This window comes from Dictyobacter aurantiacus, assembly GCF_003967515.1.
GTDB lineage: Bacteria > Chloroflexota > Ktedonobacteria > Ktedonobacterales > Ktedonobacteraceae > Dictyobacter > Dictyobacter aurantiacus.
This window is the reverse complement of record NZ_BIFQ01000002.1, coordinates 2,599,118-2,625,831: the sequence shown is the minus strand read 5'-3', so window position 1 is coordinate 2,625,831 and position 26,714 is coordinate 2,599,118. Positions and strand designations below refer to the sequence as shown.

The following is a 26,714-nucleotide window of genomic DNA, read 5'->3' as shown; positions in this document are numbered from 1 at the left end:
GAAATTGTTGAGGATTTCCAGCCAGGTTGTTATGAACCTTGCACAACAGCTTGACTTAGATTTGTTGCCCATAGAGCTGGCGTCTCCTGAGATTCCCCTTCCACCCACGCCTCAAGCTTTTCTAGAAGCTTGAGGCTCCCTACCCCCTTTCCCTCGTGGTTGGAGGAAGAAAACGAGGAGGCTCTCATTGAGAGGGCATTACAACTTACCTGGAAGTTGAAGAATCTTTCTGGGCAGCGTATTGGGCTTGAGCGAGCAATAGGAGCCTTCTTGATGCTTGCGATGGACCTCTCGGTCATAGAGCATCGGAGGAGGAGGCGTTTCTCCTGGGGGCACCTGGGAGAGTGTTTCCTGATCCGTCTTGAGCAAGGCATAAATCATTGAAGCCATCTGTCCAGCTATTCTACCGAGCACCTTTTTCTTGCCTCGATACTCCTTGGTCTTCTCGTCGTAGGTGCAGAGGCGAGGGAGCAAGCGCCGATAGATCCTAGCCCATTCACAATCGAGAGTCGTTGCCCGCGCCGCCATCAGAAAGAGCATTTGCTTCATGGGGCGGACCCCTCGGGTTGAGAGGTTGGTCCGATCCATGGTAACCCCAGTCTGTTTTTTTCTCGGAGCCCAGCCGAAGTAGGACTTGAGTTCACATGCCTTGGCAAAATTGGCAATGTTGCCAATGGTGGCAATGATAGTTGCAGCTTGTACCGGTCCGATTGGAGGGATGGAAAGTAAGATCTGACCTTCCCAACAGTTTTGGACAATATCCACAATGGCCGTTCGGAGATCCTCTAGGTGCTGCTGAACGAGCTGAAGTTCTTTGATCTGCAAGCCTTGTTCAAGCACAAGACCTCGTTGTCTATCAAGATCAGTGACTCCAATGGTTGTGTCGGCCAACCGCTGAAGTTCAAGCAGTTGGGCATCAGAAGGAAAAGTTCTCTGACGGGCCGCACGTAAGTCGCCCAAAGAAGCCACGCCGATAGCGTGTGGGGTTGGGAACGCAGAGCGAAAGGCAAGTGCCGTAGGCAAATTCGGGTCGCGGAAGACTTGAACCAGCTCAGGGAAGAGTTGATCGCAAATCGCCGTTAATTTATTCCGATATTGGGTACTTATTGGGTACTCATGTGGCCCAGTTCATACCGATGGCGCATCACTCCTTGGAGTTGGGCAGCCGCGCTAGTAGGAGGCTCAATCCGGCGTACTAATTGCATTTTGTCCTGAACCTGGGCTCCTAGTTCAAGCTGGGTGTAAAGCGCATTGGCGAGGCTCAGTGCATCCCGTTTATCCGTTTTGAGCATGCCCTCCACTCGCTTTTGGACATGCACGCGGTACACGGTAATATCCAGATCAAGCAGGTATTGTTCTAAAAGCCGGTGGTAATGACCGGTATGTTCCAACAAAACAATGGTCTGTTCGAGCGGCACATACTCCCCAAGGCGCTCGACAAATGAGCGGAAACCTTCTCGTGATTGTTCGAACACAAAGGTTGGGCAGCCTTCAAAATGCTCATGGCGTGTGAGCAACGTTCGTGAGAGGAAGCCTGCAACATGTCGAAATTTTCCGATATCGACCCCCACGTAGAGAGTTTCCTGTGGAAGCAGATGAAGTAGAGTCAGCTTCGTGCGTGCCTTTGTCTTAGTAGCCATGGACATCCTCTTCTCGCTGAAAAAACAGAGTGTCTTTTTCTTGGCATCGTCCATAACCAGAATTGTTGGGTGAGAGAGGTCGGAACCCGCAAATGCGCCCTGCCCAGCTACACACGAAAGGTCGGCACGGGCTTCCTCAAAGGTTCATGAGGGATCGCAGCGCATTTCCCACTTAGACAACAAGAGTCGATTTCCATAGACAGAAAAAGGTTCTCCAGGTTCCACTTCCCAATGTAGCTGGCATTGAGTGCCTCTCTCGCTGAGAATTCTACGTCGTCAACATCTCAGAAGCAAGCTGTTGTGTGTAGACAGAAATGGGCCAATTTTAAGAGAGAACTCAGCAGTATCAGAGAATTGATGGTAAACAATCAGGTCGATACACAGCAAAAGGCGTTTTATAATCTAAGGACTGATGATATCGCTTGTAATTGTAAAAATGAAAGTAGTCTGCTAACCCCTTTCTCGCTTCTGACACGGTTTGGTGGTCTTTGAGATAGACTTCCTCATATTTCACACTGCGCCATAAGCGTTCCACAAAGATATTGTCTAACGCCCGCCCGCGCCCATCCCAGCTGATACGAATCGCTGCCTGGAGTAAACGACCAGTGAAGTCCTTGCTGGTGAATTGAGCACCCTGATCAGTATTGAAAATCTCTGGCCGGGCCGCTTGTAAGGCTCGGTCCAGCGCTTCCAGGCAAAAACTGGTCTCCAATGTGGTTGAAAGTTCCCACGCCAGCACAAACCGGCTGAACCAATCAATAATCGCCATCAGGAACACAGAGCCTCGCGCCAGGCGAATGTAGGTGATATCGCAGCTCCAGACCTGGTCAATCCGATCGATGCTCATACCGCGCAGAAGATAGGGATAGCGTACCGAGGGTTCTCCCGGCAGGCTCACCCGTGGTTTTGGATAGATTGTTTCCAGGCCCATCCGCTGCATCAGCCGTCGTACTCGTTTCCGATCGACGGTATATCCTTGTTCTTGAAGGAACACCACCATTTTCCGCTTTCCATAAAAGGGAGTTCGCGTATATTGTTCATCAAGCAACCGCATCAACAGCAGATCTTCCTCACTTTCAGGCACAGGCTCATAGTAATAACTTGAACGAGCTAATCCCAACAGTTCACACTGACGTGCGATCGACAGGTGTGGGTGATGTGGCTCGATCAAGCGCCGCTTCCCTTCAACGGTACTGATCTGATTTTTTTTTGAGAAAATCTGCCTCTACTTTGAGTTGGCCGATTTGTTGGTATAAGCTTGCTATTAAGGCGTCTTCATTCTTCGCTCGCTCAGATCCTGGGCGCTCAAAGATGGCTGGCAGTTCATCGAGGACTTGCTTTTTCCATTGCGTAATTTGGGTAGAGTGCACTCCATACTCTGAAGATATCTCGTTGATTGTTTTCAGACCTTTTATTGCTTCCAGAGCCACTTTCGCTTTGAAATTACTGCTGTACTTTTTCGGTGAACTTGCCATGGTTTTCCTCCTTGCGGATGCTTGTCTCCTTCCTGCTATTGTATCTCATTGACCTGTCCAGTTTTCCGCCCCCATTATACTCAGTGAAGACTGGACATCCTAATTTATGAGACAACCTCTCGCCCAGCGGAACATGGATGAGTTCGGAGAGGATGCCATTCACATCTAGGATGATTCCTGATTGAGGATCGACGATGCCACGAATAGAGAGGCCAAGAGCGGAAATATCATGGTGCGCCAATAACGACTGGCTGATCTGCTCAATCCTGGTCAGCGCGTCCCTTGCCTGGTCCTCTTCATTGAGCGGCACTGTCTGTCCCGCAACAATCGTATCGCTCTGGACAATCCCAGCCTTCATACGTGTCCCCCCTACATCAAATGCCAGCACATTTCCTCGAACCGAGCCTGCCTCGCCAGCCATTACTCACTCCTTTATGCGGATATATAAACATACAGAGCTGTGCAGAGCCCAAAATAGAAAGCGCAATAGAGAACCGAAAAAAGTATACGAGCAACTACGACAATCCCCTATGGGAGATTGCCTCAAGCATGGTGATGCATAGAGGGTATTTGACAGTTGCCAAAAATCTGTAATTATGTTATGCTATCTATAAATATCTGTAGGTGGTTTTCAATCCAGTGAAAGAAGAAGAACCGAAGCTGTTGCGAGTCAGCCGTGCGGCTCACGAGTTGGGATTACATCCTTTCACCGTGCGCAAATGGGTGAAAGCTGGCAAAATCCAGGCGATCCGTGTGGGAAACGAAGCGCGTATCCCTCGGTCGGAAATCGAGCGACTGGTGGGGAAAATTGATGGCCGTCTGCTCGTCCTCTATGGGCGTGTGAGCGGGCATGGACAAAAAGACGACTTGGACATGCAACTCCAGCGTCTTCACGTGTGGGCAGCAAGCGAACGTCGTGGACAGGAACTGTTGGTGCTCTCCGATATTGGCTCAGGACTCTCCGCCTCCCGCAAGCAATTGCGGCGGCTTCTCACGTTGGTCTGTGAAGACAAAGTGAGGGAAGTCGCTATCACCTACGAAGATCGCTTAACACGCTTTGGGCAAGAATACCTGGAAACGCTTTTTGCCTCCTTCGGCGTCACCCTCACAGTGTTGGAACCAGGAGAAGAGAAAACGTCAGAGCAAGAACTGACGGATGATCTGCTGGCCGTAATCGCCTCGTTTTCGGGGCGACTGTATGGCATGCGTTCTCACAAACAGAAGGAGCTCTTGAAGTGCGCACAGGCCGTGATCAACAATCCCTGAGCTATCCGCTGCGTCTGCCGGATGAGATCCAGGCGGATGCACTGCGACTCCTCGATACGTCCCGTGAGGTGATCAATCTCACGGTTACGGCTCTGTGGGAGCGCCTTGACGAGTTTGCCACGCGCAGCAACAGGTACGCCTACAAACAGATTGAGGAGATGATGGCTCCCCCCCTTGCTCATGGTCATCGGCAATGGCGTTGCGAGGCTGAGCAAGCAGGAAGGATTCTTCGGGGGCAAGCCGAGCGCAAACAGCAGTTCGCGCTGGTTCTCCCTCTGCTCGAACAAGGAATGATCCAGCCCAAAACAGAGACGAAACGGGCTGGAAAGAATCGGAAGGTTATCAAGCAAGCATTGACCGATCTGCGTGAGATCAATTCAGATGGAGGAAACGCGGTCGAACTGCAAAGCCTGATCGAGCAGGCGTGCAACTTTTACCTGGCAAACGGCTGTTTCCCCAGCACCTACGAAGAGATGCAACCGATTCCCGTGCTCAAAGCAAGCATCTTACCGTATGCTGGCGACGATGGACCAGAGATGGGGCAAACCTATCGCATGAGCTATGATCTTGATCAGAAGAGTCTCACGCTTGCCTTGCGTACTCCCGATGTGCAGGGAACATGGGGACGGAATTGGCGCGAGAAGGCCGTTCAGATGAAGCTGCCTGACTTCGTGGTGGGGCGAGCAAAAGCTGGGCATCCACTCGCTCCCACGTTGCGAGAAATCGTCGAGGCTGATGGCGTTCGCTCCGCCGTGCTGGATTTCATCATCGAGGTTCCGGTGGACGAGTCGGCCCCCTTTGCAGAAATTCAGACGGTCCTGGGCTTCGATTGGGGCGTCAGGGTGCTGGTGACCGCCAGCGTGGTCGATCTCGACGGCCACCAGATCGGGCGTCCGTTCTTTCTCAACACCGGCCCGTTTGATGGCCGACAAGCTCGTTTGCGTCGCCAAATCGACCAACTCAAAGCCAATGTGGCCCGACTGGAACAGCAACGGGATCGATATCCTTCTGGCGATCCCAGGCGCAAACCCTCAGAGGAAGCGCTTTCCATCGTGCGCCGGGAGATCAGTCGGTGCTGGCGGAAGTACGAAGCCAGAAATAACGACCTGGCGCACCTGGCTGCCAATATCCTGCTGGTGTTGGCAACTGCCTTTGATTGTCGGCTGATCGCCGGAGAATCCCTGAAATCGATGAAGTCAGCTGGACGCGGGCGCGGAGCAAAAGGGCGCTGGAGAAACTGGCGCAATAACTCCCAGGTGCGTGGGGAACTGTGGCGGGTGCTACGCTACAAATGTTTCCTTGCTGGGATACGTCTCGAATGGCAGCAGCCTCGCCATACTTCGCACACCTGTCCTCGCTGTGGCAGCCCCGCCCACACCTTTCGTTCCCCTGAACATCGCTCATCCGTGAGCGAGTGGGGAGCTTGGCTCTCCTGCTCCCATCCACAATGCCTCTGGAATGGTTCCAGAGATTATGCCGCTTCCGTAAATATCGCCCGCCTGGGCGCAGCCTTGATTCGTCATGCATACACCACCGGACGGGTAAAACACCTGGTCATCACGAACCCGTCGGTTCAACCCGTTTCCTACATGGGAATGTGGGCGGCGCTACGGTTACCGCCGCTGGTCCTTCGGGACCACCTGATGCACTCAGGACGAATCTACTGCAATGGGTGGAAATTGTCCGTGAAGCTCCGTTCGTCGTATGCCACACCCATCATGCTTCGATTCTGTGGCTAAGGCAAACAAAAGTTAAGGATAACAGCACTTAATAGTAGATTTTAGTAACGGTACTTGACCTGGATATCTTTGTATCATTTAGCACATGCCGCTCAATCGGGTGAACGCCAGCATCTGGCAAGCGAGATTGCGTTGGCAAAAAAAAAGGTCAGCTTCTAACAATCACAGCGCAAGATTGCAATTGTGGCCTGCCAGAATCAGATTGGAGCGGCTCCCATGTGCTGGTTGTCTACAATAGTAAAATGAGCACTGCCGAGTAACAACTATCCAGCTTTCAAGTACAACACCAGGCACTCCCTTCGGCTCCATTTAGCTGTTATGCAGGTATGCGACGGATTGGCGTTCAATGAGACGAGTAATGATCTCAACTTTTATGGGCAGCAAGTGCGGATTGGTGCTACGTTCTAAAAGACGACGTACTGCCAGACGTCCCATTTCTTCGCGTTCAACACGTATGGTCGTCAAAGCAGGTACCGTAAATTCCGCCATGGGTATATCATCGAAGCCGACAATCGAAACATCCTGAGGAATACGAACGTTTGCTTCTTGTAAAGCGCGTGCAATACCGATAGCTGAGGAATCATTGGCACAAAATATAGCCGTAAATTCTGGATGAGGAGCATACAAAAATCTTTTCATGCGTTGATATGCATCCTGCATAACCATGGATGTATCCAGGATAAGCGCGGGATTGTAGGGGATACCAGCATCATGAAGCGTTGCTTTGTAGGCTTCATGGCGCCGCTTAATAGTGCTACGGACAAGGCGGGTTGTGTGCAGTATCTGGCGATGGCCGTGGTCAATGAGGTACTGGACAGCAAGATGAGCACCATATTCGTTATCCGGAAGGATTGTATCGATACCCAGATTTTTGTGTTCGGCATTGATACTAATCACACGAAAATTATATTCTAGAATACTCTTGAGCAAATCGTTGTCATCAACCGACATAAAAATATGCCCATCATCAGGATTGGACCAGACTCTCTCCAGTATCTGAGCCCGGTTTATATCGTCGGGCTTCACCACAATATGACTTAGACGAATATCATGCCGACGGCACTCCTCTTCTACCCCAACCATGATCGCTGAATGAAACTGATCGCTCGAAAGATTTGAGCTAGTGATGAGGCTGATAAAAAGATTAATCTGCCTCAATTGATCGGTTTTCGATTGATAACCAAGGGCCGTGGCAGCCTTTAAAACACGCTCCCGTAAATCATCACTGATAACATCAACATTGTTGAGCACGCGTGAAACCGTGCTAATAGATACTCCAGCCGCATTCGCAATATCTTTTTGCAGAATACGTCGACGCGGCATCCTCTGGGTCTTTTCCGGATGAATATTCATGGCGGGCTTCTTTCATCAGTAGCATAATGGTCATATTCATACTTGTTTCTCTGCAAAAAGATAGCATAAATTTGCAGAATCGACAACTTTTAAGCAATTATAGCAAGATACGTAGAAAAACAACTTGATTTTTACTCCTTAAGTCAGTATTCTTTTACTAAAGAAAACGTTATCTATCACAAACTGAGGGAATATTCACCAGACAAACAAGCCTCAGTGCAAATAGTGAGAAATTATTTGCAAGTAATTTTCTCTCAACATAAAACAAGCTGCGTAGAAAACCAGATTGCCTGCGTTGATGATGGCATACGTATCAGTATGTTACTGATGCAAACATAAGGGATTGTATAATCCTTTTTATTTGCACTTTCGCGACGATACGACACATAATAATGGATTTGTTCAAGGCAACAATGACTGTGAACAGGAGGGAAAATGACAAAGAGGTTTACCGTTCAAGCACAAGCTCAGATTGCGGTAGGAGAGACAGCCATAGGGCAAACGGCCGATTTAGAACAGGAACAAAGCCAGGAGAAAGAAAAGCAGCAGTATTCAAAACGAACTATCCTATGGCATAGGGTATGGCGCGAACGCTGGGTGTATTTCCTGGTACTACCAGGGATCATCTATTTTATAATTTTCTACTACTTGCCATTGTTGGGAAATGTCGCAGCCTTCCAGGATTATTCTCCCTATCTCGGTTTCTTTCGCAGTCCATGGGTAGGTCTGGATAATTTTAAAGATATTTTCACTGATCCCGATACGTTAGTCGTTGTCCGAAACACGCTGGTGATCAGTTTGCTTCAGATTATCTTCGCTTTCCCGGCTGCGATCATACTGGCTCTCTTACTGAATGCCATTGCAAACGAACGTTTTAAACGCTTCATGCAAAGCCTTGTCTATCTACCACACTTCCTTGGCTGGGTGATCATCATCAGTATCTGGCAGCAGTTATTTGGTGGTGATGGTCTGGTAAACCAGTTGGTCAAAGGGATGGGTGGCAAAGAGATCGATCTGCTCACCAATCCCGATCTGTTCAAGCCAATGATTGTTTTGCAGGTGATGTGGAAGGAGAGTGGTTGGGGCACGATCATGTTCCTGGCCGCAATCACAAGTATTAACTTGGCGCTCTATGAGTCAGCGGCTGTGGATGGTGCCAATCGATGGCAGCGCTTATGGCATATCACGCTCCCCGGTATTCGTAGCATCATCATGCTCTTGTTAATTTTGCGCCTGGGTAATGTGTTGAGCATTGGCTTTGAGCAAGTTTTCTTGCAGCGTGGAGGAATGAGCCTGGATGCGGCTGAAGTGATCGATACATTTGTCTATAACCGCGGTATTGTCAGCGGACAGTGGGGGTTTGCGGCTGCGGTCGCCTTGCTTAAAGTTGTGATTGGCATTGTATTGATCTATACGGCAAACAGGGCAGCAAGGAAATTTGGCGAGGAGGGATTATACTAATGGCAACATGGATGACACGATCGAGTCTTTTTGAGCGGTTAGTATTAGGGCTGATTATGCTCATACTGGCTTTTATTATGCTCTTTCCCTTCTGGTATGTGTTTTCAGCAAGTTTATCAAGCTACCAAGATATTGTCAGTGGCAAGATCATTTTGTATCCAACTGGCTTCAATATAGCTGGATATAAATATGTGTTGCAGGAGAGTGGTGTGGTGCGTGGGTTAATCAATAGCTGCATCCTTGTTACTGCCGGTACCGCGATCAATATGTTTTTTACTGTCACGATGGCGTACGGCTTAAGCCGCACCAATGTGCCAGGGATGAAGGTTATTCTGTGGCTGGTCTTGCTCACACTCTTAATCGCGCCAAGCCTGATTACCAAGTATCTCGTCGTACGTGAGTTGCATTTGCTCGATACCTTGTGGGCCTTGATCTTACCAGGAGCCATCGCCCCTTTTAACCTGATCGTCTTGCGCCAATTCTTTATGTCCATTCCTGGCGAGTTGATTGAAAGCGCGAAACTGGATGGTGCGACGGACCTGCGTATACTCTGGAGTATCATTTTACCTTTGTCGAAGGCATCGTTAGCTGCGATCACCTTATTCTATGCAGTGGCTCATTGGAACAATTTCTTTGATGCCACGATCTTCATTAATAATCCTGCGCTCTACCCAATCGCTGTCGTTTTGAGACAGATTGTGCTCCAAGGAAATTTACCCCAGGATGCATCTGCAGTGACGGAGGCACCACCACCGGATTTAACGGTGCAAATGGCGGTGGTCGTTATTGCGACGATACCGATTCTGCTGATCTATCCTTTCTTACAAAAATACTTTACCAAAGGTGTTTTGACTGGATCCATTAAAGGTTAATATCGTTTCCAAGGAAGGAGAACCCACATGAGTGATAAGACGCCATTGAGTAACAATGGTCAGAACATGTACAGCCGTCGACGCTTTATCCAGGTGGCGGCAAGCGTCACTACTACTGGTGCGTTATTGGCGGCCTGTTCTCAGGGCGAGGACACGAAACTCACTAAAGCCAAAGTAGATAAGGCGGTACCTGGTGAGCAAGTGACCGCAACGGTAAACGCGGCTAAGGGAAAAACGTATTTCCCCTCGGGCGACCCGAGGATTCCAGATGCCTATACCGCTCCATTACCACCATATCAATCGGTTCAATATGTACCCGGTCGTGGTGGCACGGTCAGATCAGTCTGTATGAGTTTCCTGCCCTTGCCAGCACCGAAGGATCAGAATAAATACTGGCAGGAATTAAATAAGCGTTTGAATGTCGATTGGCAGCCCTCGCTGATTCCCGCGACCTCTTATCCCGATAAGGTGGGCACATTATTGGCGAGTGGTGATATGCCAGAACTCTTCCTGGTAGATACTTCTAGCTCGCCCGCGGTTATACCCGCGCTGCAACAGGGCGCATTTACCGACCTGACAGAATATTTAAGTGGGGACGGCTTAAAAGATTATCCCAATATTTCACGCATTGCCCCTAATGTCTGGAAAAACATCTCTTTCGAAGGAAAGATCTATGGTGTGCCTCGCCCTCGTGCATTGATCGGCGTCACGATGCTCTGGCGTAACGATTGGGCGAAAAAGGCAGGTATGGAACATATTCAGAACGGCGAAGACTTTTTCAAAGTTTTGCAGTATTTCACCAAAAATGATCCAGACGGAAATAAGAAAGCAGATACCTGGGGGCTGGGCTATATTTATGGTACCGCCAGTTATATATTTCAAATGTTCGGTGCTCCAAACGGTTGGCGACAGGATAGTAGCGGAAAACTCGTGAATAGTGTGGAGACAGAGGAATTCAAAGCCGGAATGGGATATTTACACAGGTTATATGCGGCTGGCTTGTTCCATCCAGATTCTTTCACGCAGACGATCACTCAGGCAAAAAATGGCTTGATTGCGGGCAAGTTTGGTGGTTATGTCGATGGTTATGTCGGCTGGTGGGGGGAGAGAAGCGGCGTGAGAAAAGTTGATCCGAATGGGGATATTACGGTCTTACTACCTGTCTCAGGCAATGGGAATACACCAGTCCACCATATGGGTACCGGTCACTATGGCTTTGCTGCCATACCATCCCAATATGGTGGAGATCGTGAGAAGGTCAAAGAGCTTCTGCGCATCATGGACTATCTCACCGCGCCGATCTTCAGTTCTGAAAATGATTTCTTGAAGTATGGTGTTGATGGTGTTGATAATAAGACCACGGATGGCAAAAAGGTGCTAACGGATACTGGCCAAAAGGATATTGGTGAACTGGTCTATATTGGTAACAGCGTGCCAGCTTTCTACAACAGCGAAGAGCCTGATTTTGCGCTTATGGAGCAAAAAGCCGTGAGCGATCTGATCAAGATGGGCGTGAGCAACGCGGTAACTGGACTTTACTCCCCAACGGCGACCAAACAAGGCGCAAAGATGAGCCAGATCTATAATGATCATTTCTTACGCATTGTGAAGGGTCTTGATCCACTTAGCTCTATTGAACAATGGAGAAATGACTGGAAGAAAAATGGAGGCGACCAGATGAGGAAAGAGTATGAAGAGGCGCTGAGCAAGAAATCTTAAATGAGTCCTTGCTAGATAGCCATCTTGATTTACGGTTGAGTGTATATGTATATAATAAACCCATAAAATAAGACAAAAAAAGTGGAGGTTTGAAGGCGGAAAGGGAAGAGATGACAACAATCAGAAAAACCTACACAACTGAGTTTAAAATCAAAGTCGTGAAAGAGATTTTTCTTCTCGCAAAATCTCTTTCACAGATTGCTTCAGAATACGGGACACATGTGAATGTGATCTCTCGTTGGCGAGATCAAGTCTTGTAACGTACCTGGTAAAATAGATAGTAAAAGAAGAGAGGTACGGAAAACAGTGCGTCCGTAGAGCGCCCTTCTTCATCGCTTCTCATGAAGTTACGGGTAGAGAGATCCCGTATGGTCAACGAGATTACCGGAGATGGAAACGTCACAAGGGAACTAAGCATGCTCGTAAAGCGTCAGCCCTGGAAACCAGGAGACAGAGTGTGATGCAAGACCAAGGATGGTATGGCCAAGGCTTGATCGCTTGAAACCCAGTTTCTTAGCCTTAAGTACCGGGGTGGACGAAGACTGGTTGAGACGTCCACAGAAGATGTTTACAGGGGTTACATGTTTCGACTCCTGTACTCTCTAACTCTTCTCAGCGTGGAAGACGCCACGATAAAGGAACGAACGGGAGCCTAACCCATCCGTATATGGGAGGAGCGTCAAACGGAGATCACCTACGTTGTGGGTTCTGATAACTTTGTGCCGGAGCCGCGATAGGGTGACAGAGCTTCCATAGTAATCTGAGACGGTAGCACCGTTCACATGGTGAAGGGAAGCAGGCCATTGCGTTGAACACAACCAGCGGTATGCGTAAGGCAAAGAAGCTCATGGGAGAGGTTCAACACCAGGAATTTCCTGAGAATGGCTGGAGAGCCGTATACATCGAAAGGTGTCCGTGCGGTTCGGAGGGAAACAGAGCGAAACCTACTCTGGCAACAGATCAAGGCGCGCTCTGTTCACCCTATTGGCAGGCAAACGGAAAACGCATACACCGGAATTTAAGTTCAAAGTAGTCATGGAAAGCTTTCAGCGTGAGACGACCTTGGAAGAAGTGTGCCGAAAGTTTGGCCTGGCCTTTGATTATCATATGCGCGCCGATTTGGTAACTAGTGTCATTGAGACCATAACCTTTCCCACAGCTGGAGCCATTTGGCATAGCGATCAAGGCAAACAATATGGAGCGCAATGCACCCTAAATCTGCTGTTGCAGAAAGGCTTTCAGCAATCGATGAGCCGCGCTGGCACACCCACAGATAATAGCATTGCCGAGCGTTTTGTGGGCACCTTCAAGCTTGCGGTGGCGGATCACCGTTCGTACCGGACACTGGGTCACTTCCTGGGTGCTGCAGAGACATGGATCAATTTTTACAATACGTTACGTCCTCACGAGGGCGTCGGCAATTGTTCACCCTTGCACTATGCTCAAGATCATCAGTTACACGGTGCTCCTTTGATTTCCTTATGAGAATGTCTCTTTTACTGGGTACTTTACAGAAGTTTTGCTCATATCGCAATTATATCAATGCGATTCTATCCAGCTTACAATATCATCGTCTAGTAACGCTCTATCAGCTTCAAATTCAGTGTCGTGGTGCCAATTAGGGTATTCTTTCCATTCTTTGTCTTTACTTTTTAAAGCTTCATAGAAGGCATGAGTAGCCGCAATAATAACTACTTTATCCTCTTGAGCTTGCAACACGAGAGCAGGTAGAACAACGCTTTCCGCTCTTTTCATCGCTCCCAAACGCATCCGCAATATTTGGACAAGAAATGTCGCTGTAAGCTCCTTTACCCAATATGGATCTTCGTCTAACATGCGTGCAGCCTCACTGTTGGTAGTCATTCCTTCGTGTCCTCCTGCCACATGCCAACGGCGACGAGATTTAAAGAGCCCTCCAATCAGAATAGACACGGTTGTTCGTAAAGACAGTCGGCTACCATCTTGTATCCATGGATTCAAGAAGATAACACCATTGAGAAGGTGACTGTAATCAGCTGCAACATAAGTCGCAAAGATCCCCCCCATACTATGTCCCAGGAGGTATACTTTGGCAGATTGATGCCGTTTATGAATTTCGGCAATGACCTCTACTATATCTTGCACATATTGTTGATACACATCTATGTGGCCGGGATGCCCTTGCGATCTGCCAAATCCTCGATGATCCACGGTATATACCGTTAAGCCACGCATATATAATTCATTAGCCAGGTCAACATACCATCCTCCGTGCCCTCCCAGGCCGTGAAGAATTAAAAGCACATCAGCATTTTGCTTCTGCCAGGATCTGACAAATAACTGACAACCATCTTGTAGGAGTATATATTCACCTTTGTGTGAGATATTCACATCATCGATGAATTCTCCCCATATTCCAGGTGTCTCTGCATTATAGCGCGCCATATATTTCATCACCCCTTTACTTTTGTGCATCCCTTCTCGCTGTAAGAATACGTACAATCACAGCTTATTATAATTCCATTAACCATACCAGGGGAAGGCTCTGTGAGCAAGAGGAAAAAGAAAAAGGCGGGCAACCTCCCTGATTGTTGAAAATCAAGGAGCTTGCTCGCAGTATACATACTGCCCTGGCTCTTAGTGATTACCGTTGATCATGAGCTGCCTTTGTGTCACGGAGAAAGGCACTGTTCGCCGGACGATAAGGGCGAAGCATCCAGAGGGGGCGTCGCAAGCCATCAGGCCGCTGCGTTTGTGGGCGGGCCATCGCCATCCACTGTTGGTACACCTCATAAGCCTTTGCCGGGTCAACCTGGATATCACCATAGCGATCGCCAGCCTGAGCAGCTGTCACCCGCACTTTCTGGTGCCAGCAGTGCATGCCACTAACCGGATCAGGATGAACCGGGAAGGTCAGATTCTGGTGGATGCCACTTTCTCGCCAGAAGATGCGCGACGAGTCGGGGTCCGCACTGGCATAGGGACGCACGCCCTCAACCTGGCGCATGCGCCAGATGCCGTCTTCGTCCCGCCCCAGGGCGACCTGCGCGGAGGCCCAGCGGTCTACCCCGGGTTTTGTCTCCAGGCGCCAGCGTCCCATATGGTGCGAACAGGCCACCACCCCGGGTCGGATCCCTTCTGTCACCCAGGCCCGATTGACATAATACCCAATATCGGTCGTAACACGCAGCAGGTCTCCCGTCTGGACCCCAATGCGCTGCGCATCCACTGGATGCACCCAGACCGGGTTGGCATTGGAGATCTCGCTGAGCCATTTCGCATTGTGCGAACGCGTGTGGATCAGCGTCGGCAGGCGAAAGGTGGGAATGAGCAGATATTCACCTTGTGTATGATCGATCTGCGAAGGATGGACATGGCTCCTGGTGTAGCCTGGAATGGACTCATCCGGCCAGCCCCACTCTTTGAGGGTCGCAGAGTAAAATTCCAGTTTACGCGAGGGAGTAGGGAAACCCTCGCGCGCCACGCCATCCACCATCACGCCGATCGGGGCACCCTGCCGAGAGATAATCCCTGTATGCGCATCTATCTCTGCTTCGCGCAGCTTGTCAGGGGGAACCTCCTGTTCATTCACCTGAAACACAGGAGCGGCTTCCGCTGGAATGGAAAAGGCACCGTATTTCTGCATATATGCCAGTGGGGATAATCCTTCCTGTACAGCCGCCTCAGGCAGACCGGGAACGCTATGCTCAAACATCCAGCGATAGTATTCCTCAATCGTCAGCTTCTCACCTGCGCGATACGGAGATTCAAAGTACTTGCGGATCCCCAGGCGCCCATCTGGATCAATGCGCCAGGAGAGCTCAATCCAGAACTCATCCTCTTCCCACACCTCTCCTGGATTGGCCTGATACGTGTACTCAATCTGCTCCCCATGGCGCTGTTTATAGACCCGCTGCACCGGCTGCCGAAACCCAATCCAGCGCGCGGCATGCGTCTCCTGGCTCATGAGATCATGGCGTTCCCCGGCCAGGCCCATCGGAAGGACATAGTCGGCGTACCACGCCGTTTCGTTCCAGGTGGGGGTCAGTGCCGCGTGCAATTCGATCTGTTGCTCATTGGTCAACGCCTCTATCCAGGCCGTCCCATCGGGATTGGTCCAGACCGGGTTATAGACGCGTGTGAAGTAGGCGGCGATCTTCCCTCGTCCCTCTTTGAGAAAGTACGGCAACAGGATGCTCATCTCATAATTGGCCAGCGGATACTCCGGCGGAAAGAGCAGTTCGTTCCAGACCGTCGTTGGAGCAGGCTTCAAGAACGGGGCAGGCACAAATTTATTCCAGCTATGGGGAGCCGTCCCGCCAGGAGTGCCGATACTACCAGTGAGCACCGAGAGGAACCAGAGGGCGCGCGAAACCTGCCAGCCGCCGAGGTTGCCAGCGCTGGCAGCACGCCAGGTATGGGCCGCAAAAGCGGTCCCGGCCTGCCCAATCTGACGCGCCACATCGACAATGGTCTCGGCCGCCACCCCGCTTTCCTGGGCCGCGAACTCAGGGGTATAGTCGGCATAGTCTTTGATCAATTGCGCGATGAACGCCTCAAAGGTTGGCGGCTCGTCCGGGTATTCCGCCTCCATATATGCTTGCCAGTTGACCCAGCGGCGCATATACTCGCGATTATACAGTTGCTCAACCAGAATGATGCGCACCATCGCCAGCAGAACCGCGGCTTCCGAACCCGGCCACGTCGCAAGCCAGGAATCGGCCATACTGGCCGTGTTGGAGAGGCGCGGGTCCATCACCACCAGCTTTGCCCCCTTCATCTTGCCCTCGATAATGCGCTGGGCCTGGGGGTTAAAATAGTGACCTGTCTCCAGGTGGGAACTGATGAGTAAAATCAGGCGCGCATGCGCATGATCAGGCGAGGGGCGATCCATGCCACACCAGATATGATAGCCGAAACGCCCCGATGAGGAACACACATTGGTGTGACTATTATGCCCATCCACCCCCCAGGCTCCCAGCACGCGTTCCATATATCCATCGTGGCCGGGACGGCCCACATGATACATCACCTCGTCCCGGCGATCATCGACGATCGCGGCGCGGATCTTGGCAGCCAGCGTCTCTAACACCTCATCCCAGGACGTGCGCTCCCATTTGCCCTCGCCACGTTTTCCCACGCGCTTCAACGGGTAGAGGATGCGCTCTGGATCGTGCACCTGGTTGATCGTGGCGGGACCCTTGGCGCAGTTGCGCCCACGGCTACCAGGATGATACGGATTGCCCTCGAATTTTTTGACGCGGCCCGATTCCTTATCGATATAAGCGAGCAGCCCACAGGCGGCCTCGCAATTGAAGCAGATTGTTGGGATCAGCTCGTAGTGTCGTTCAACCTTGCGCGGCCACTCTTTCGCATCATATTCCATCCAGTCGTTCCACCGCTCAGGCGGTGGACAAGACGCCAGGTCAGCAACGCGCATGAGCTCGCCATTGGGGGCGTATTGCATAGGTTGTGCTTGCTCTTTCATCATTGATCCTTTCCATTCTATCGATGCGACACGCTAACTTAGAGGAACGGCCTGTCCGGCTACCACAAAACAATGCTCGTAGGCGAATAGACCAGACAAGGCGAGCAGTCCCGCGAGACCCAGTAAGAGTAGCTGAGCACCAGGCAGCAGCAAGGCCAGAACCAACAACACGACGGGCAGGAGCGACCCGGCGCCCAGGAAAAGATACAAGAAGAACGGCCGCAGCCTGGCTGTCATCATCGTGTGCGCCGCGGCAGCAATATGGCGGCTACTATGGCTGCCAAAGACCTCAATCAGCACCAAACAGATATGCACCACAATCGCGCTGAGCAGCAGCGGCGTGAAAAGCCGTGTGAGGGTTCCATCTGCGCCAGGCAGCCAGGAAACGATGCCCAGACTCGCCGCTCCAGCCAGCACGGCCTGAACCAGGAGGATAGGCAAGAGCAGAGGACTTTGCCAGAAATCTCGTCCCTCAGCCTGACCAAACAGAAAAGCTGTATATCCAGCAGCGGCAACAGCCAGAAGCAGCGTGGGAAGCAACAAAATCTGGAGCAGCGTTGCGAGGTGGAACAAGGCCGCCCCAAACCAGAGAACCTCAACCAGGCCGAAGACGCCAAGAATATATCCTCCCCACACCAACCAGGAGGTGGGATTGCCCTTCGTCAAGAGAAACAGAGCGCGTGCGGGACGTTTGAGATCGGCAACCAGCAGCAGCAACGTCAACGCGATACCGAGGCCACCAATGATAGGTGCGCTGATACCAAGCAGGGTATGCCATCCCGTGCTCATGGTTCCCTGGAATCCATGCAGGATCAGGATTGCGGCAGCTACCAGCATGGCACCTGCGCCGATCGACTTCGTTCCCAGGTACGCCGACACCATCCATCCCCAGGGAGACCGCTCTTTGGGCGGATCATAGACAATATGCGAACGCGCAACGTGAAAGGCTCCAGCCTGATCTGATACGGATATCGCTGGGAGATCCAACGTGGATCCTTGTTGGGGAGATGCAAACGCGGTCCGCTGTTTCTCAGGGCGTAGCGATCGGGCGGAATCAAATGCATGCCCTGCTTCACGCTGAGATTGCAGCAGTGTACTCCACATCGTCATATGTGGCAGTTCCTGAAGAGACTCTTCTGGATTGATCGCGGCCTCATCCGCTCCCAGGTAATACACATTGGGGCCTGTCCCCTGTTCTGGCTTGCGCACGCGTACCGGCTCACGCGCGATCAGTTGCGCGATCTCTGTCTGCGTATCCTGCATGTCGCCAGCAATAATAGCGCGTTCCGGACACACCACTACGCAGGCTGGTTCAAGGCCCAACTCGGTACGGTGGGCGCAGTAGTTACACTTGGCAGCCGTATGGCTGGATGGATCAATATAGAGCGCGTCATAGGGGCAGGCCTGCATACACGATTTACACCCGATGCAGCGCCGCGCATCAAAATCGACGATGCCATCATCCCGTTTATAGAGCGCCTTCGTAGGACAGATCGCTACACACGGTGCGTTATCGCAATGGTTGCAGCGATTGACCAGGAAGTGACGACGGGTATCAGGAAACGTGCCCCGCTCAATATATTTGACCCAGGTGCGATTGACCCCGATAGGCACATCATGTTCAGCTTTGCATGCAACTGTACAGGCGTGGCAGCCGATACACTTTCGTTGGTCAATAACGAATGCATATTTCGTCATAAGCTTCTTCTCTCTCACATTGAGTTGATGGATACTCTCCACTGAGCACACGAACAGCGTGGCAGAGGCCGCTCTCTGGTTCCAGGTCTTAGTGTAAGATAGCAGGGGGTATTTGTCTAATTTATCTTCCTCATATTCCCCATAAAGGTTTCTTTATGAGGGGAAAGGATACGCCCGAACATAGGCCATGAAATCGCGTGCCATTGGCCCAAAATACTTACCCCGGCGGTAAAACATCACCAGAGGACGTGTGAGTTCCAGATCCGTGATTGGCATCGCGCGGAGCGTACCGCCCCGGACCTCATGTATCACGGCCGCACTGGAAACCATGCCAACTCCCAGATTCGACTCAACAGCCTTCTTGACCGGCTCGGTCCCCTGAAAGTGCATGGCGATTTTAAGCGTGTAGCCACGCTCGCGCATTGTCTGCTCAATCAACTGGCGCGTACGCGAGATCGTTTCAGGGACAATAAAAGGCTGAGAGACGACTTCTTCAAGCGAGAGAGCGGAGCGTGCTGCCAGCGGATGACGCGAGGAGAGAATCAGGGTGAGCGTGTCCATCCCGATCGTCTCCACGGTCAGATCTGGATGAACAATGGAGCCACAGGCAAAGGCCAGGTCGATAATCCCCTGCCGGGCTCGTTCGATTAAGCGCTCGGTCGCATCAATCTGCAGGAGCAGTTCGCTCTCTGGTCGCAACTCTTTGTAGTGAGCCAGCAGAGGAGGCACCACATACATGCCACCCGTCGTGTTCGCCGCCACCACCAGTCGTCCCCGCGCGATCCCTTTGATTTCCGCGATAACCCGTTCAGCTTCTGCCTCCGCATTAAGCATGGGCAACGCGCACTGATAGAGGGCCTGACCTGCCTCCGTCAGCACAAACCGCTGATTGACACGCTCCAGCAGCTTGATCTGTAGGCTCTGTTCGAGCGCCTGTACCTGCAGGCTGACCGCTGGCTGGGTCATAAACAGAGCCTCCGCGGCCCTGGTGTAGCTATTGTGCTCAACCACACTACAAAAGATACGTAATTGGTGTAAATTCACTCTCTGGGCGCTCCTCTTCCTCAAGGTGTTAAAATGATCGCCGGGCCAATCTCCCAGCCTGAATGGCAGCTATCCCGATCAGAAACTGGGCGAGGTGAACTCTGAAGTGACGCGTACGCCGTATGGATTTGGCATGATGTATGTTGCAAGCCAGATCTCCGGCCTGCTCGGCATTGGCAGCAGTAGTTTTAAGGTGCTAGCCATGGATACCTTGATACGCCTACCGATGAAAGTATCCACCACGACATCGTGCACTCTTCCCAATCATACGGCTTGTTTCACGTATCAGGGAAGGCGATGACTTCACAGACGACCGCAACAGTTCTCAAGGTATAGTGTTCGAGCCCACAATAGGATAGAAGGGCAGTTAGCGATAGGTAGCAAGCAGGGTTTGCAGCGTCTGACGCGCACGGTAGAGGCGAACCTTCAAAGCGGATTCCGCGATGCCTAATTTCTCCGCAGCGGCTCTGGTACTGAGCCCCTCAACATGGCGCAGAATAAACGCCTCGCGCAACGAATCGGGTAATTGAACCAGTGCCTCACGAATCGCGCTCCGAATCTCTTGCTGAAGCATCTCCTCATCAGGAGTATGCTCTTCATCGACCAGCGTCAGCGCATGATCAGTATGCTCACTATCGCCTCCAATGGAAAGAGGAAGCATTTCTGGCTGGTGGCGGCGCTGCTTCATGAAGGCCGCATTCGTCACGATGCGATACAACCAGGTGTGGAGACTACTTTTTCCTTCAAAGCTTCCAATATGGCGGCACGCCTGGATAAAACTTTCCTGCAGGATTTCCTCAGCATCGGCATCATTATTCACCAGGCGGCGCGCCAGCAGATAGAGTCGATGCGCGAACCGCTTGAGCATACAGGTACACGCCATCTTCTCGTTGCGGCGCAAACCCTCCAGCAACTCCTCTTCATTTTTATAGATCTCCAGCTCGATGTCCCAGGGTTTCTCCATAATTATTCCTCTATGCAGTGCTCTCTGCTCTCTTCATCTTTTCAGTGAATACCAATCGAACGTTTATTGGTTGCGGCTACTATAAGAATATCTCATCTCCGCCATGATGAAAAGTCATATATTTTATAGATTCCATAACGACCTGGAATAGTATGACAGCGATCAGAAGACGACGGTGCTCATAGAAAATGGCTCCCCTCCCTGGCAAATATGTGACTCCTTTCAACGCTCCCCTTGCCACCTGCTTTAATGCTGATTCATCAAAGTTGTAGCAGGGAATATGAGGGAGAACAATCGGACGCTCTCAATCTCCACAATGAAAATGTAACCACTGGCTGGGAAGCTGCATCAGAAAAGATAGAGCAAGAACGTGCCCCTCTATATTCATGGCGTAGCGATGTAACCAATCATTGGTCGCCTGCATCAAAAAAAGGAGAACAGAACAAGAGCTCCATCTTATTGATGAGCACGTTCAATGATGACTATGGCAAGAGATCGCGTCGCGCTCTCTTCACGCATACCACTACAAGAGAAAATTTGGAGAACGAACATATGGCATTGGCAAAAAAGAGCTTCGGACGCACGATTGATGTACACGAGTTGGAAGAGCTGTTGAAGGCAGGGCGAGAAATCAAAATCATCGATGTACGTACTCCTGCCGAATACCAATCAATGCATATTCCCGGAAGCTATAACGTCCCCCTGGACCGGCTTCCTGAACATAAAACGGAGCTGGCGAACGCGCTTCAGGCACCGGTCGTCCTCGTCTGCCGCAGTGGCGCACGCGCCGAACAGGCGGCCAGAGTCTTTGATACGACCAGCCTGGAGCAATTTCATGTGCTGCAAGGAGGCATCAGCGCCTGGCAACAGGCCCGGCGGCCAGTCAACCAGGGCAAACAGATCTGGAGCATGGAGCGCCAGGTACGCGGCGTGGCTGGTTCGCTGGTCCTGCTCAGTGTGCTGGGCTCGCTCTTCCTCTGGAAGCCGCTGGCCTGGCTGGCCGCATTCGTGGGTGGTGGCTTGACCTATTCCGCCCTGACCGACACCTGCGGCATGGCGATGCTGCTCAGCAAGCTTCCCTATAACCGGATCGTCAGATGTGACATACGCGATGTTGTCCAACAGTTGAGCGCGGCTGAATAACACAACGTTTGTGCAAGAAAGGAGACAACGATGCTCTTACATACCTTCTACCATGAGCCACTGGCCCAGGCCAGCTATCTCGTTGGCTGTCAGGCAACCGGTGAGGCCCTGGTGATTGATCCCAATCGTTCCCTGGACCAATATATCGAATTCGCGCAGGCGAAAGGATTGCGCATCACCGCCGTGGCCGAGACGCATATTCATGCCGATTTCGTCTCGGGCTCACGCGAACTGGCACAACGAACCGGAGCCCAGCTCTATCTCTCAGACATGGGACCCGCCGAGTGGAAATACACCTACGCGGCGGAGGCCGGAGCGATCTTGCTGAAAGATCACGATGCCTTTCACATCGGCAATATCCTGGTTCAGGCCTTGCATACACCAGGCCACACGCCGGAACACCTGTCTTTCTTGATTACCGATACCGCCGCCGCCAATGAACCGATCGGGCTCTTCACCGGTGATTTCATCTTTGTCGGGGATGTAGGTCGTCCTGATCTCTTAGAGCGTGCCGCCGGAGTGCAGGGAACGATGGAGCAGAGCGCGCGTCAGCTGTTCCACTCACTGCAGATGACACGTGAACTGCCTGATTACTTGCAGATCTGGCCGGGTCATGGTGCCGGAAGCGCCTGTGGCCGAGCCCTGGGCGCGATTCCACAGACCACCATCGGCTATGAGCGTCGCTTCAACTGGGCCTTTACCACCACGGATGAAGCGGCATTTGTGCAGGCGGTGCTGGAGGGACAACCAGAGCCTCCCTTCTACTTTGCCCAGATGAAGCGCGTCAATAAAGTCGGTCCGGCCATGCTGGGTGCGCAAGCGTTGCCACCACAGGAGACCCTGGAACAGCTCCAGCGCCAGTTGGACGATAAGCGACGCGTGATCGATACACGTCCCGCTGACAGGTATGCTGACGGATATATCCCTGGGACCATCAATATCCCCCTCAATGGCTCATTCCTTACCTGGGCTGGTTGGTTGCTCCCCTATGAACATCCATTCGTGCTGATTGCTGATCAAACTGAGGTACAAGAAGCACAGCAAGCCCTGCAGTTGATCGGATTGGACCAGTTCGCAGGCTATCTGCCAACCGAGATCATCCAGCAATGGAAGGAGGCGGGACTGCCGTTGGAACACCTGCAGGCCATGGGCGCCGCCGAGCTGTGCCAGCGTATCGGGCAAGGAGAACTACCGGTCATTGATGTACGTGGTGCCAGCGAATATCGTGAAGGACATATCCATGGCGCCATCAATATCCCCGTAGGGTACCTTGAGCAACAGCTACTGAAAATACCGGCAGGCCAGGATGTTGTCGTGCACTGCCAGGCTGGAGCTCGCTCCGCGATCGCCGCCAGCATTCTGGCCGCACACGGCTTCAAGCAGCATATCAACATGAAGGATGGCTTCGCGGCCTGGGAGAAAGCCGGGCTGCCTGTAGAAAAAGAGCGCCTGACGGGCACGCATTAGCATGCGCGCCCCCACAAGGGAAACACGAGGTCACTGGCGATCCGGTGATCTCCATGCTTCCCCAGGAAAGCACAGCAGAGGAAGAAGAAAAAAAGAACTATGGATCCATTGTCATTCATCTTGATCATCCTGCTCGGAGCGTTAATCGGGCTGGCGCTCGGCGCCCTGGGAGGTGGAGGTTCTATCCTCACCATTCCTATCCTGGTGTACATCGTTCACATGAAAACGCACACAGCGGTCACAGCATCGCTGGTCATTGTGGGCCTGAATGCCCTGTTCGGCATGATCTTCCATTATCGCGCTGGTCATGTGCGGATCAAGGAATCGCTGCTCTTTGGGGTCTATGGACTGGTCGCCTCCTATATCGGCGCGCGCATCTCGTCGTTCCTTCCAGGGCCTGTGCTGCTCGTCCTCTTTGGTATCTTGATGCTGGTTATTGCCCTGATGATGCTACGCCCAAAGAAACCGCTACAGGAAGGGAAACGTCAATCCTGGTGGATGGTCCTGATCGGGGGCGCGGGTGTCGGTTTCCTCACCGGATTTCTCGGCGTCGGAGGTGGTTTTTTACTGGTCCCCGCACTGGTCCTCTTTCTCGGCATGAGTATGCCAGATGCCGTCGGTTCCTCACTCCTGGTGATCGCGATCAACAGTACATCAGGTCTGCTAGGACACCTGAATAGTGGTCCACTGCCGTGGTTGGAAATCGGGCTTTTCTCAGCAGCCGGGTTGGTAGGATTGCTGGCCGGGACCAGTATCACAAAAAAATTACCTGCCCAACGACTGAGCCAGATATTCGCCGTGTTTGTGCTGGCGCTGTCTGCCATTGTCCTGGCAATCAATATCCCGCTGGCATGGCACTATATCTAAACAGCAAAGTAATGTAAAGAAGAGGCGAAAAGCAGCCATAGACATATTCCAGATTGAAGAAAGGGAGAGCTATGTTTCATCTGTTTGATCGATCCGATATTCCAGGCATTCAACCTGAACAGGCCAGAGAAAAACAAAAGGCTGGTGCTATCGTCCTGGATGTGCGCGAGCCATCCGAGTGGCGGGAAGGGCACATCCCTGGCGCGGTTCACATTCCACTGGGTTCGCTACCACAACAACTATCTCAGCTTGACCCGAACAAAGAACTGGTGGTTGTGTGTCGAAGCGGCAATCGCAGTATGACAGCATCACAGATACTCCACAGGGCCGGGTACAAGGTCCATAACATGTCAGGAGGGATGATGCACTGGAGCCGATCCGGCTATCCCATCACAAAATCCTGAGAATGCGGCTAGCATGAAGAAAGATAACATTGCGCTGCCATCTTCTGATGCTCCATCGTTACCTTCATCAACGGTAATCCAACCTGGCTTACGTGCCAACTGGCGGCAATTCACCCTGCTGGTCATCGTCAATGCCTTCGTTGGCGGCATGGTAGGGCTCGAACGCAGTATCGTACCACTCCTGGGTCAGCACGCATTCGGTCTGGCGTCCACAACAGCGGTGCTCTCCTTTATTCTGAGCTTTGGCACCGTCAAAGCGCTGGCGAACCTTTTCGCGGGTGGACTGGGTGATCGCATTGGGCGCAAGGGGGTCCTGATAAGCGGCTGGCTCATCGGGCTACCAGTGCCGTTGCTCATCATCTTCGCTCCGTCCTGGGGGTGGATTATTGTTGCCAACCTGCTGCTGGGCATCAATCAGGGCCTGTGCTGGTCCACCACCGTCATTATGAAGATTGACCTGGTGGGGCCAGCACGACGGGGACTGGCCATGGGGCTCAATGAAGCAGCAGGGTATGGCGCGGTTTCGCTCTCGGCCATTGTTGCTGGCTATCTTGCCGCGACCTACACACTGCGACCCCAGCCCTTCCTGCCAGGGATCGCGTTCGCCCTGGCAGGACTGCTGCTCTCACTCACGCTTGTGCGTGAGTCACACGACCATGCACGGCAGGAAGCCACGCTGCTGGCACAGGCCACAAAACATACAGATATGGAAGCGCAGCGAACCGCCAATAGCCCCGCTGAACACCTCTCCTTCAAAGACATCTTCCTGCTCACCTCCTGGAAGAACCGGACCCTCTTCGGAGTAAGCCAGGCAGGGTTGGTAAACAACGTGAATGATGGCCTTGCCTGGGGACTCTTCCCGCTGTTCTTTGCGGCAGGTGGATTGGATATCACGCATATTGGCCTGCTTGCCGGTATCTATCCTGGTGTCTGGGGCATAGCGCAGTTGGTGACGGGCGCACTCTCAGATCGCCTGGGACGCAAAGGCATGATCGTCGGAGGCATGATGCTCCAGGGGATAGCGATCGGTCTACTCCCGCTGGTGCATGGCTTTGGGTGGTGGAGCGTCACAATGGTGCTACTTGGGCTGGGGACCGCCCTGGTCTATCCAACACTGCTGGCCGCCATCTCGGATGTAGCTCACCCACAGTGGAGAGCTTCGGCGGTGGGCACCTACCGTCTCTGGCGCGATAGCGGATATGTCATCGGAGCGCTGCTAGCGGGGATACTCACAGACCTGTTGGGCGTAACCTGGGCGATCGGGGTGATTGGTGGAGTGACATTCCTTTCCGGCGTCCTGGCCCAGATGGTCATGTCTGAAACCTTTCCACATAAGCAGCATCCCCAAACGGAAACGGACGAGGTCGCCAAAGACTGTTTGCAGTGATCCCCCGGTGTAGCAGGCTGGCCGGCCCTGCAGAGAGAACAGCTGTTGCACCGCCTGGTGAAGACGCAATCAGGCCAGGGCATCAGGGGGCGAGACGCTCGTCACTGGGGGATAGATCAACAGACCGTCTTTTACCCGCAGAAAAGGGGTCAAGGTATGCTCTCTAACGCTGTGCTTGCTTATGATGTGAGAAACACGCCAGCCAGCGATGGTGAGTGCGTCGGCAATCAGAGAACGGTGGCAGCGCCAGGGCACCGCTTCGGCGCACATGATGACAGTCGTCGTCCGACGAGCACGTTCCTCAAGTTCGTCCAGGCCCGTCCAAAAGGCCGGGGTCGCCATATAATCAGCAAAACCACGAAAAGAGGCATTGCGCCAGCCCGCGTTCAAAGAATCCTTCCTCGGATGGCGCAGACCGCCGAGCGCTGCCAGATGAACATACTCAATACCGGCTCTTTGAAGGGCATCAGGAAGCTGATCAATACCAAACTGGGGATGTGCATGCGACCTGGGAATGGTGCGCACGTCTACCAGCAACCGGATCGCATGCATCCTCAACAGTTCTATAAACTCCTCTAGAGAATGGGTTGAGTGGCCAATGGTGGCAATAGTATAATGCTTCATAAAGAGAATATAGCACATACCAGAAAAGCTTTCTGCTTCCCAACCTCAGCTCTCCTTGCCTCCTCTTCTCCTGGCTGGTGCGGATGGAAACCGGTTCGTGATCTCACGGAATTGGCCCGAAAGG

The 26,714-nt window shown here is 52.2% G+C and carries 23 protein-coding genes; 12 read left to right on the top strand and 11 right to left on the bottom strand.

Going from position 1 to position 26,714, the window contains the following annotated elements:
• Positions 1 to 198: 198 nt before the first annotated feature.
• From KTT_RS35420 to KTT_RS35405, 4 genes are all read right to left on the bottom strand, one after another.
• On the bottom strand, positions 199 to 960 hold the full coding sequence (locus KTT_RS35420; protein WP_218031085.1) for a transposase: 762 nt from the start codon (positions 958 to 960) through the stop codon (positions 199 to 201).
• Positions 961 to 1,103: 143 nt separating this feature from the next.
• Positions 1,104 to 1,640, bottom strand: a complete 537-nt coding sequence (locus KTT_RS35415) for an IS110 family transposase (RefSeq protein ID WP_160146381.1) — start codon at positions 1,638 to 1,640, stop codon at positions 1,104 to 1,106.
• 346 nt (positions 1,641 to 1,986) lie between these two features.
• Positions 1,987 to 3,115, bottom strand: a protein-coding gene (locus tag KTT_RS35410) for an IS3 family transposase (RefSeq protein WP_126602981.1) whose coding sequence is annotated in 2 segments (ribosomal slippage) — positions 1,987 to 2,842 and positions 2,841 to 3,115 — 1,131 coding nt in all. Because the reading frame shifts where the segments join, the coding sequence is not laid out codon by codon here.
• Positions 3,084 to 3,536: an ROK family protein gene (locus KTT_RS35405; RefSeq protein ID WP_126602979.1), complete on the bottom strand. Its 453-nt coding sequence runs from the start codon at positions 3,534 to 3,536 to the stop codon at positions 3,084 to 3,086. Before KTT_RS35405 ends, KTT_RS35410 begins: the two co-directional genes overlap by 32 nt.
• A gap of 218 nt (positions 3,537 to 3,754) precedes the next feature.
• Between KTT_RS35405 and KTT_RS35400 the strand changes: the two genes are divergently transcribed.
• Both KTT_RS35400 and KTT_RS35395 read left to right on the top strand, forming a co-directional pair.
• Positions 3,755 to 4,381 (top strand): IS607 family transposase, encoded by a 627-nt coding sequence (locus tag KTT_RS35400; protein WP_160146380.1) that lies wholly within the window; start codon positions 3,755 to 3,757, stop codon positions 4,379 to 4,381.
• Positions 4,351 to 6,120 (top strand): zinc ribbon domain-containing protein, encoded by a 1,770-nt coding sequence (locus tag KTT_RS35395; protein ID WP_126602975.1) that lies wholly within the window; start codon positions 4,351 to 4,353, stop codon positions 6,118 to 6,120. The genes KTT_RS35400 and KTT_RS35395 overlap by 31 nt, the downstream gene beginning before the upstream one ends.
• 309 nt (positions 6,121 to 6,429) lie before the next feature.
• On the opposite strand, the gene KTT_RS35390 is transcribed toward KTT_RS35395, so the two are convergent.
• Entirely contained in the window at positions 6,430 to 7,473 is a 1,044-nt protein-coding gene (locus KTT_RS35390) for a LacI family DNA-binding transcriptional regulator (protein ID WP_126602973.1), read from the bottom strand.
• Positions 7,474 to 7,908: 435 nt separating this feature from the next.
• On the opposite strand from KTT_RS35390, the gene KTT_RS35385 reads away from it, so the two are divergent.
• From KTT_RS35385 to KTT_RS35365, 5 genes are all read left to right on the top strand, one after another.
• A complete protein-coding gene (locus KTT_RS35385) occupies positions 7,909 to 8,934 on the top strand; it encodes an ABC transporter permease (RefSeq protein WP_126602971.1) in 1,026 nt (341 codons plus the stop codon).
• Positions 8,934 to 9,806, top strand: coding sequence for a carbohydrate ABC transporter permease (locus tag KTT_RS35380; RefSeq protein WP_218031084.1), 873 nt, complete (start codon positions 8,934 to 8,936; stop codon positions 9,804 to 9,806). The genes KTT_RS35385 and KTT_RS35380 overlap by 1 nt, the downstream gene beginning before the upstream one ends.
• Positions 9,807 to 9,833: 27 nt before the next feature.
• Positions 9,834 to 11,525, top strand: coding sequence for a type 2 periplasmic-binding domain-containing protein (locus KTT_RS35375; RefSeq protein WP_126602969.1), 1,692 nt, complete (start codon positions 9,834 to 9,836; stop codon positions 11,523 to 11,525).
• 110 nt (positions 11,526 to 11,635) lie between these two features.
• A complete protein-coding gene (locus KTT_RS37875; RefSeq protein WP_126602967.1) occupies positions 11,636 to 11,785 on the top strand; it encodes a transposase in 150 nt (49 codons plus the stop codon).
• Positions 11,786 to 12,560: 775 nt separating this feature from the next.
• Positions 12,561 to 13,010 carry an integrase core domain-containing protein gene (locus tag KTT_RS35365; protein ID WP_126602965.1) on the top strand — a complete coding sequence of 150 codons (450 nt, stop codon included), beginning with the start codon at positions 12,561 to 12,563 and terminating at the stop codon, positions 13,008 to 13,010.
• Between the two features lie 54 nt (positions 13,011 to 13,064).
• On the opposite strand, the gene KTT_RS35360 is transcribed toward KTT_RS35365, so the two are convergent.
• The 5 genes from KTT_RS35360 to KTT_RS35340 form a co-directional block, all read right to left on the bottom strand.
• Positions 13,065 to 13,949: an alpha/beta fold hydrolase gene (locus KTT_RS35360; RefSeq protein WP_160146379.1), complete on the bottom strand. Its 885-nt coding sequence runs from the start codon at positions 13,947 to 13,949 to the stop codon at positions 13,065 to 13,067.
• A gap of 199 nt (positions 13,950 to 14,148) precedes the next feature.
• Positions 14,149 to 16,995 (bottom strand): molybdopterin-dependent oxidoreductase, encoded by a 2,847-nt coding sequence (locus tag KTT_RS35355; RefSeq protein WP_126602961.1) that lies wholly within the window; start codon positions 16,993 to 16,995, stop codon positions 14,149 to 14,151.
• 30 nt (positions 16,996 to 17,025) lie between these two features.
• Complete coding sequence (locus tag KTT_RS35350; protein WP_126602959.1) at positions 17,026 to 18,690, bottom strand: 4Fe-4S dicluster domain-containing protein; 1,665 nt, start codon at positions 18,688 to 18,690, stop codon at positions 17,026 to 17,028.
• Between the two features lie 153 nt (positions 18,691 to 18,843).
• Positions 18,844 to 19,734 (bottom strand): LysR family transcriptional regulator, encoded by an 891-nt coding sequence (locus tag KTT_RS35345; RefSeq protein ID WP_126602957.1) that lies wholly within the window; start codon positions 19,732 to 19,734, stop codon positions 18,844 to 18,846.
• Positions 19,735 to 20,101: 367 nt separating this feature from the next.
• Complete coding sequence (locus tag KTT_RS35340) at positions 20,102 to 20,698, bottom strand: RNA polymerase sigma factor (RefSeq protein ID WP_126602955.1); 597 nt, start codon at positions 20,696 to 20,698, stop codon at positions 20,102 to 20,104.
• A 552-nt stretch (positions 20,699 to 21,250) separates the two neighbouring features.
• Between KTT_RS35340 and KTT_RS35335 the strand changes: the two genes are divergently transcribed.
• The 5 genes from KTT_RS35335 (at position 21,251) to KTT_RS35315 (ending at position 25,966) form a co-directional block, all read left to right on the top strand.
• The gene (locus KTT_RS35335) at positions 21,251 to 21,841 is read left to right on the top strand and encodes a rhodanese-like domain-containing protein (protein WP_126602953.1); all 591 of its coding nucleotides are present in this window, start codon (positions 21,251 to 21,253) and stop codon (positions 21,839 to 21,841) included.
• A 30-nt stretch (positions 21,842 to 21,871) separates the two neighbouring features.
• Positions 21,872 to 23,308, top strand: coding sequence for an MBL fold metallo-hydrolase (locus tag KTT_RS35330; protein WP_126602951.1), 1,437 nt, complete (start codon positions 21,872 to 21,874; stop codon positions 23,306 to 23,308).
• Between the two features lie 99 nt (positions 23,309 to 23,407).
• Positions 23,408 to 24,175, top strand: coding sequence for a sulfite exporter TauE/SafE family protein (locus tag KTT_RS35325; protein ID WP_126602949.1), 768 nt, complete (start codon positions 23,408 to 23,410; stop codon positions 24,173 to 24,175).
• A gap of 71 nt (positions 24,176 to 24,246) precedes the next feature.
• Positions 24,247 to 24,579 (top strand): rhodanese-like domain-containing protein, encoded by a 333-nt coding sequence (locus KTT_RS35320; protein ID WP_126602947.1) that lies wholly within the window; start codon positions 24,247 to 24,249, stop codon positions 24,577 to 24,579.
• Between the two features lie 13 nt (positions 24,580 to 24,592).
• A complete protein-coding gene (locus KTT_RS35315; protein ID WP_126602944.1) occupies positions 24,593 to 25,966 on the top strand; it encodes an MFS transporter in 1,374 nt (457 codons plus the stop codon).
• A 69-nt stretch (positions 25,967 to 26,035) separates the two neighbouring features.
• Here the strand turns inward: KTT_RS35315 and KTT_RS35310 are convergent, their stop codons facing one another.
• Entirely contained in the window at positions 26,036 to 26,590 is a 555-nt protein-coding gene (locus KTT_RS35310; protein ID WP_126602942.1) for a DUF488 domain-containing protein, read from the bottom strand.
• Positions 26,591 to 26,714: the final 124 nt, after the last annotated feature.

Coding starts and splice junctions, on each gene's coding strand:
- KTT_RS35385 (WP_126602971.1), top strand. CDS start 7,909: ATGACAAAGAGGTTTACCGTTCAAGCACAAGCTCAGATTGCGGTAGGA.
- KTT_RS35355 (WP_126602961.1), bottom strand. CDS start 16,995: ATGATGAAAGAGCAAGCACAACCTATGCAATACGCCCCCAATGGCGAG.
- KTT_RS35415 (WP_160146381.1), bottom strand. CDS start 1,640: ATGGCTACTAAGACAAAGGCACGCACGAAGCTGACTCTACTTCATCTG.
- KTT_RS35360 (WP_160146379.1), bottom strand. CDS start 13,949: ATGGCGCGCTATAATGCAGAGACACCTGGAATATGGGGAGAATTCATC.
- KTT_RS35350 (WP_126602959.1), bottom strand. CDS start 18,690: ATGACGAAATATGCATTCGTTATTGACCAACGAAAGTGTATCGGCTGC.
- KTT_RS35320 (WP_126602947.1), top strand. CDS start 24,247: ATGTTTCATCTGTTTGATCGATCCGATATTCCAGGCATTCAACCTGAA.
- KTT_RS35375 (WP_126602969.1), top strand. CDS start 9,834: ATGAGTGATAAGACGCCATTGAGTAACAATGGTCAGAACATGTACAGC.
- KTT_RS35390 (WP_126602973.1), bottom strand. CDS start 7,473: ATGAATATTCATCCGGAAAAGACCCAGAGGATGCCGCGTCGACGTATT.
- KTT_RS35365 (WP_126602965.1), top strand. CDS start 12,561: ATGGAAAGCTTTCAGCGTGAGACGACCTTGGAAGAAGTGTGCCGAAAG.
- KTT_RS35315 (WP_126602944.1), top strand. CDS start 24,593: ATGAAGAAAGATAACATTGCGCTGCCATCTTCTGATGCTCCATCGTTA.
- KTT_RS37875 (WP_126602967.1), top strand. CDS start 11,636: ATGACAACAATCAGAAAAACCTACACAACTGAGTTTAAAATCAAAGTC.
- KTT_RS35340 (WP_126602955.1), bottom strand. CDS start 20,698: ATGGAGAAACCCTGGGACATCGAGCTGGAGATCTATAAAAATGAAGAG.
- KTT_RS35380 (WP_218031084.1), top strand. CDS start 8,934: ATGGCAACATGGATGACACGATCGAGTCTTTTTGAGCGGTTAGTATTA.
- KTT_RS35330 (WP_126602951.1), top strand. CDS start 21,872: ATGCTCTTACATACCTTCTACCATGAGCCACTGGCCCAGGCCAGCTAT.
- KTT_RS35335 (WP_126602953.1), top strand. CDS start 21,251: ATGGCATTGGCAAAAAAGAGCTTCGGACGCACGATTGATGTACACGAG.
- KTT_RS35325 (WP_126602949.1), top strand. CDS start 23,408: ATGGATCCATTGTCATTCATCTTGATCATCCTGCTCGGAGCGTTAATC.
- KTT_RS35310 (WP_126602942.1), bottom strand. CDS start 26,590: ATGAAGCATTATACTATTGCCACCATTGGCCACTCAACCCATTCTCTA.
- KTT_RS35405 (WP_126602979.1), bottom strand. CDS start 3,536: ATGGCTGGCGAGGCAGGCTCGGTTCGAGGAAATGTGCTGGCATTTGAT.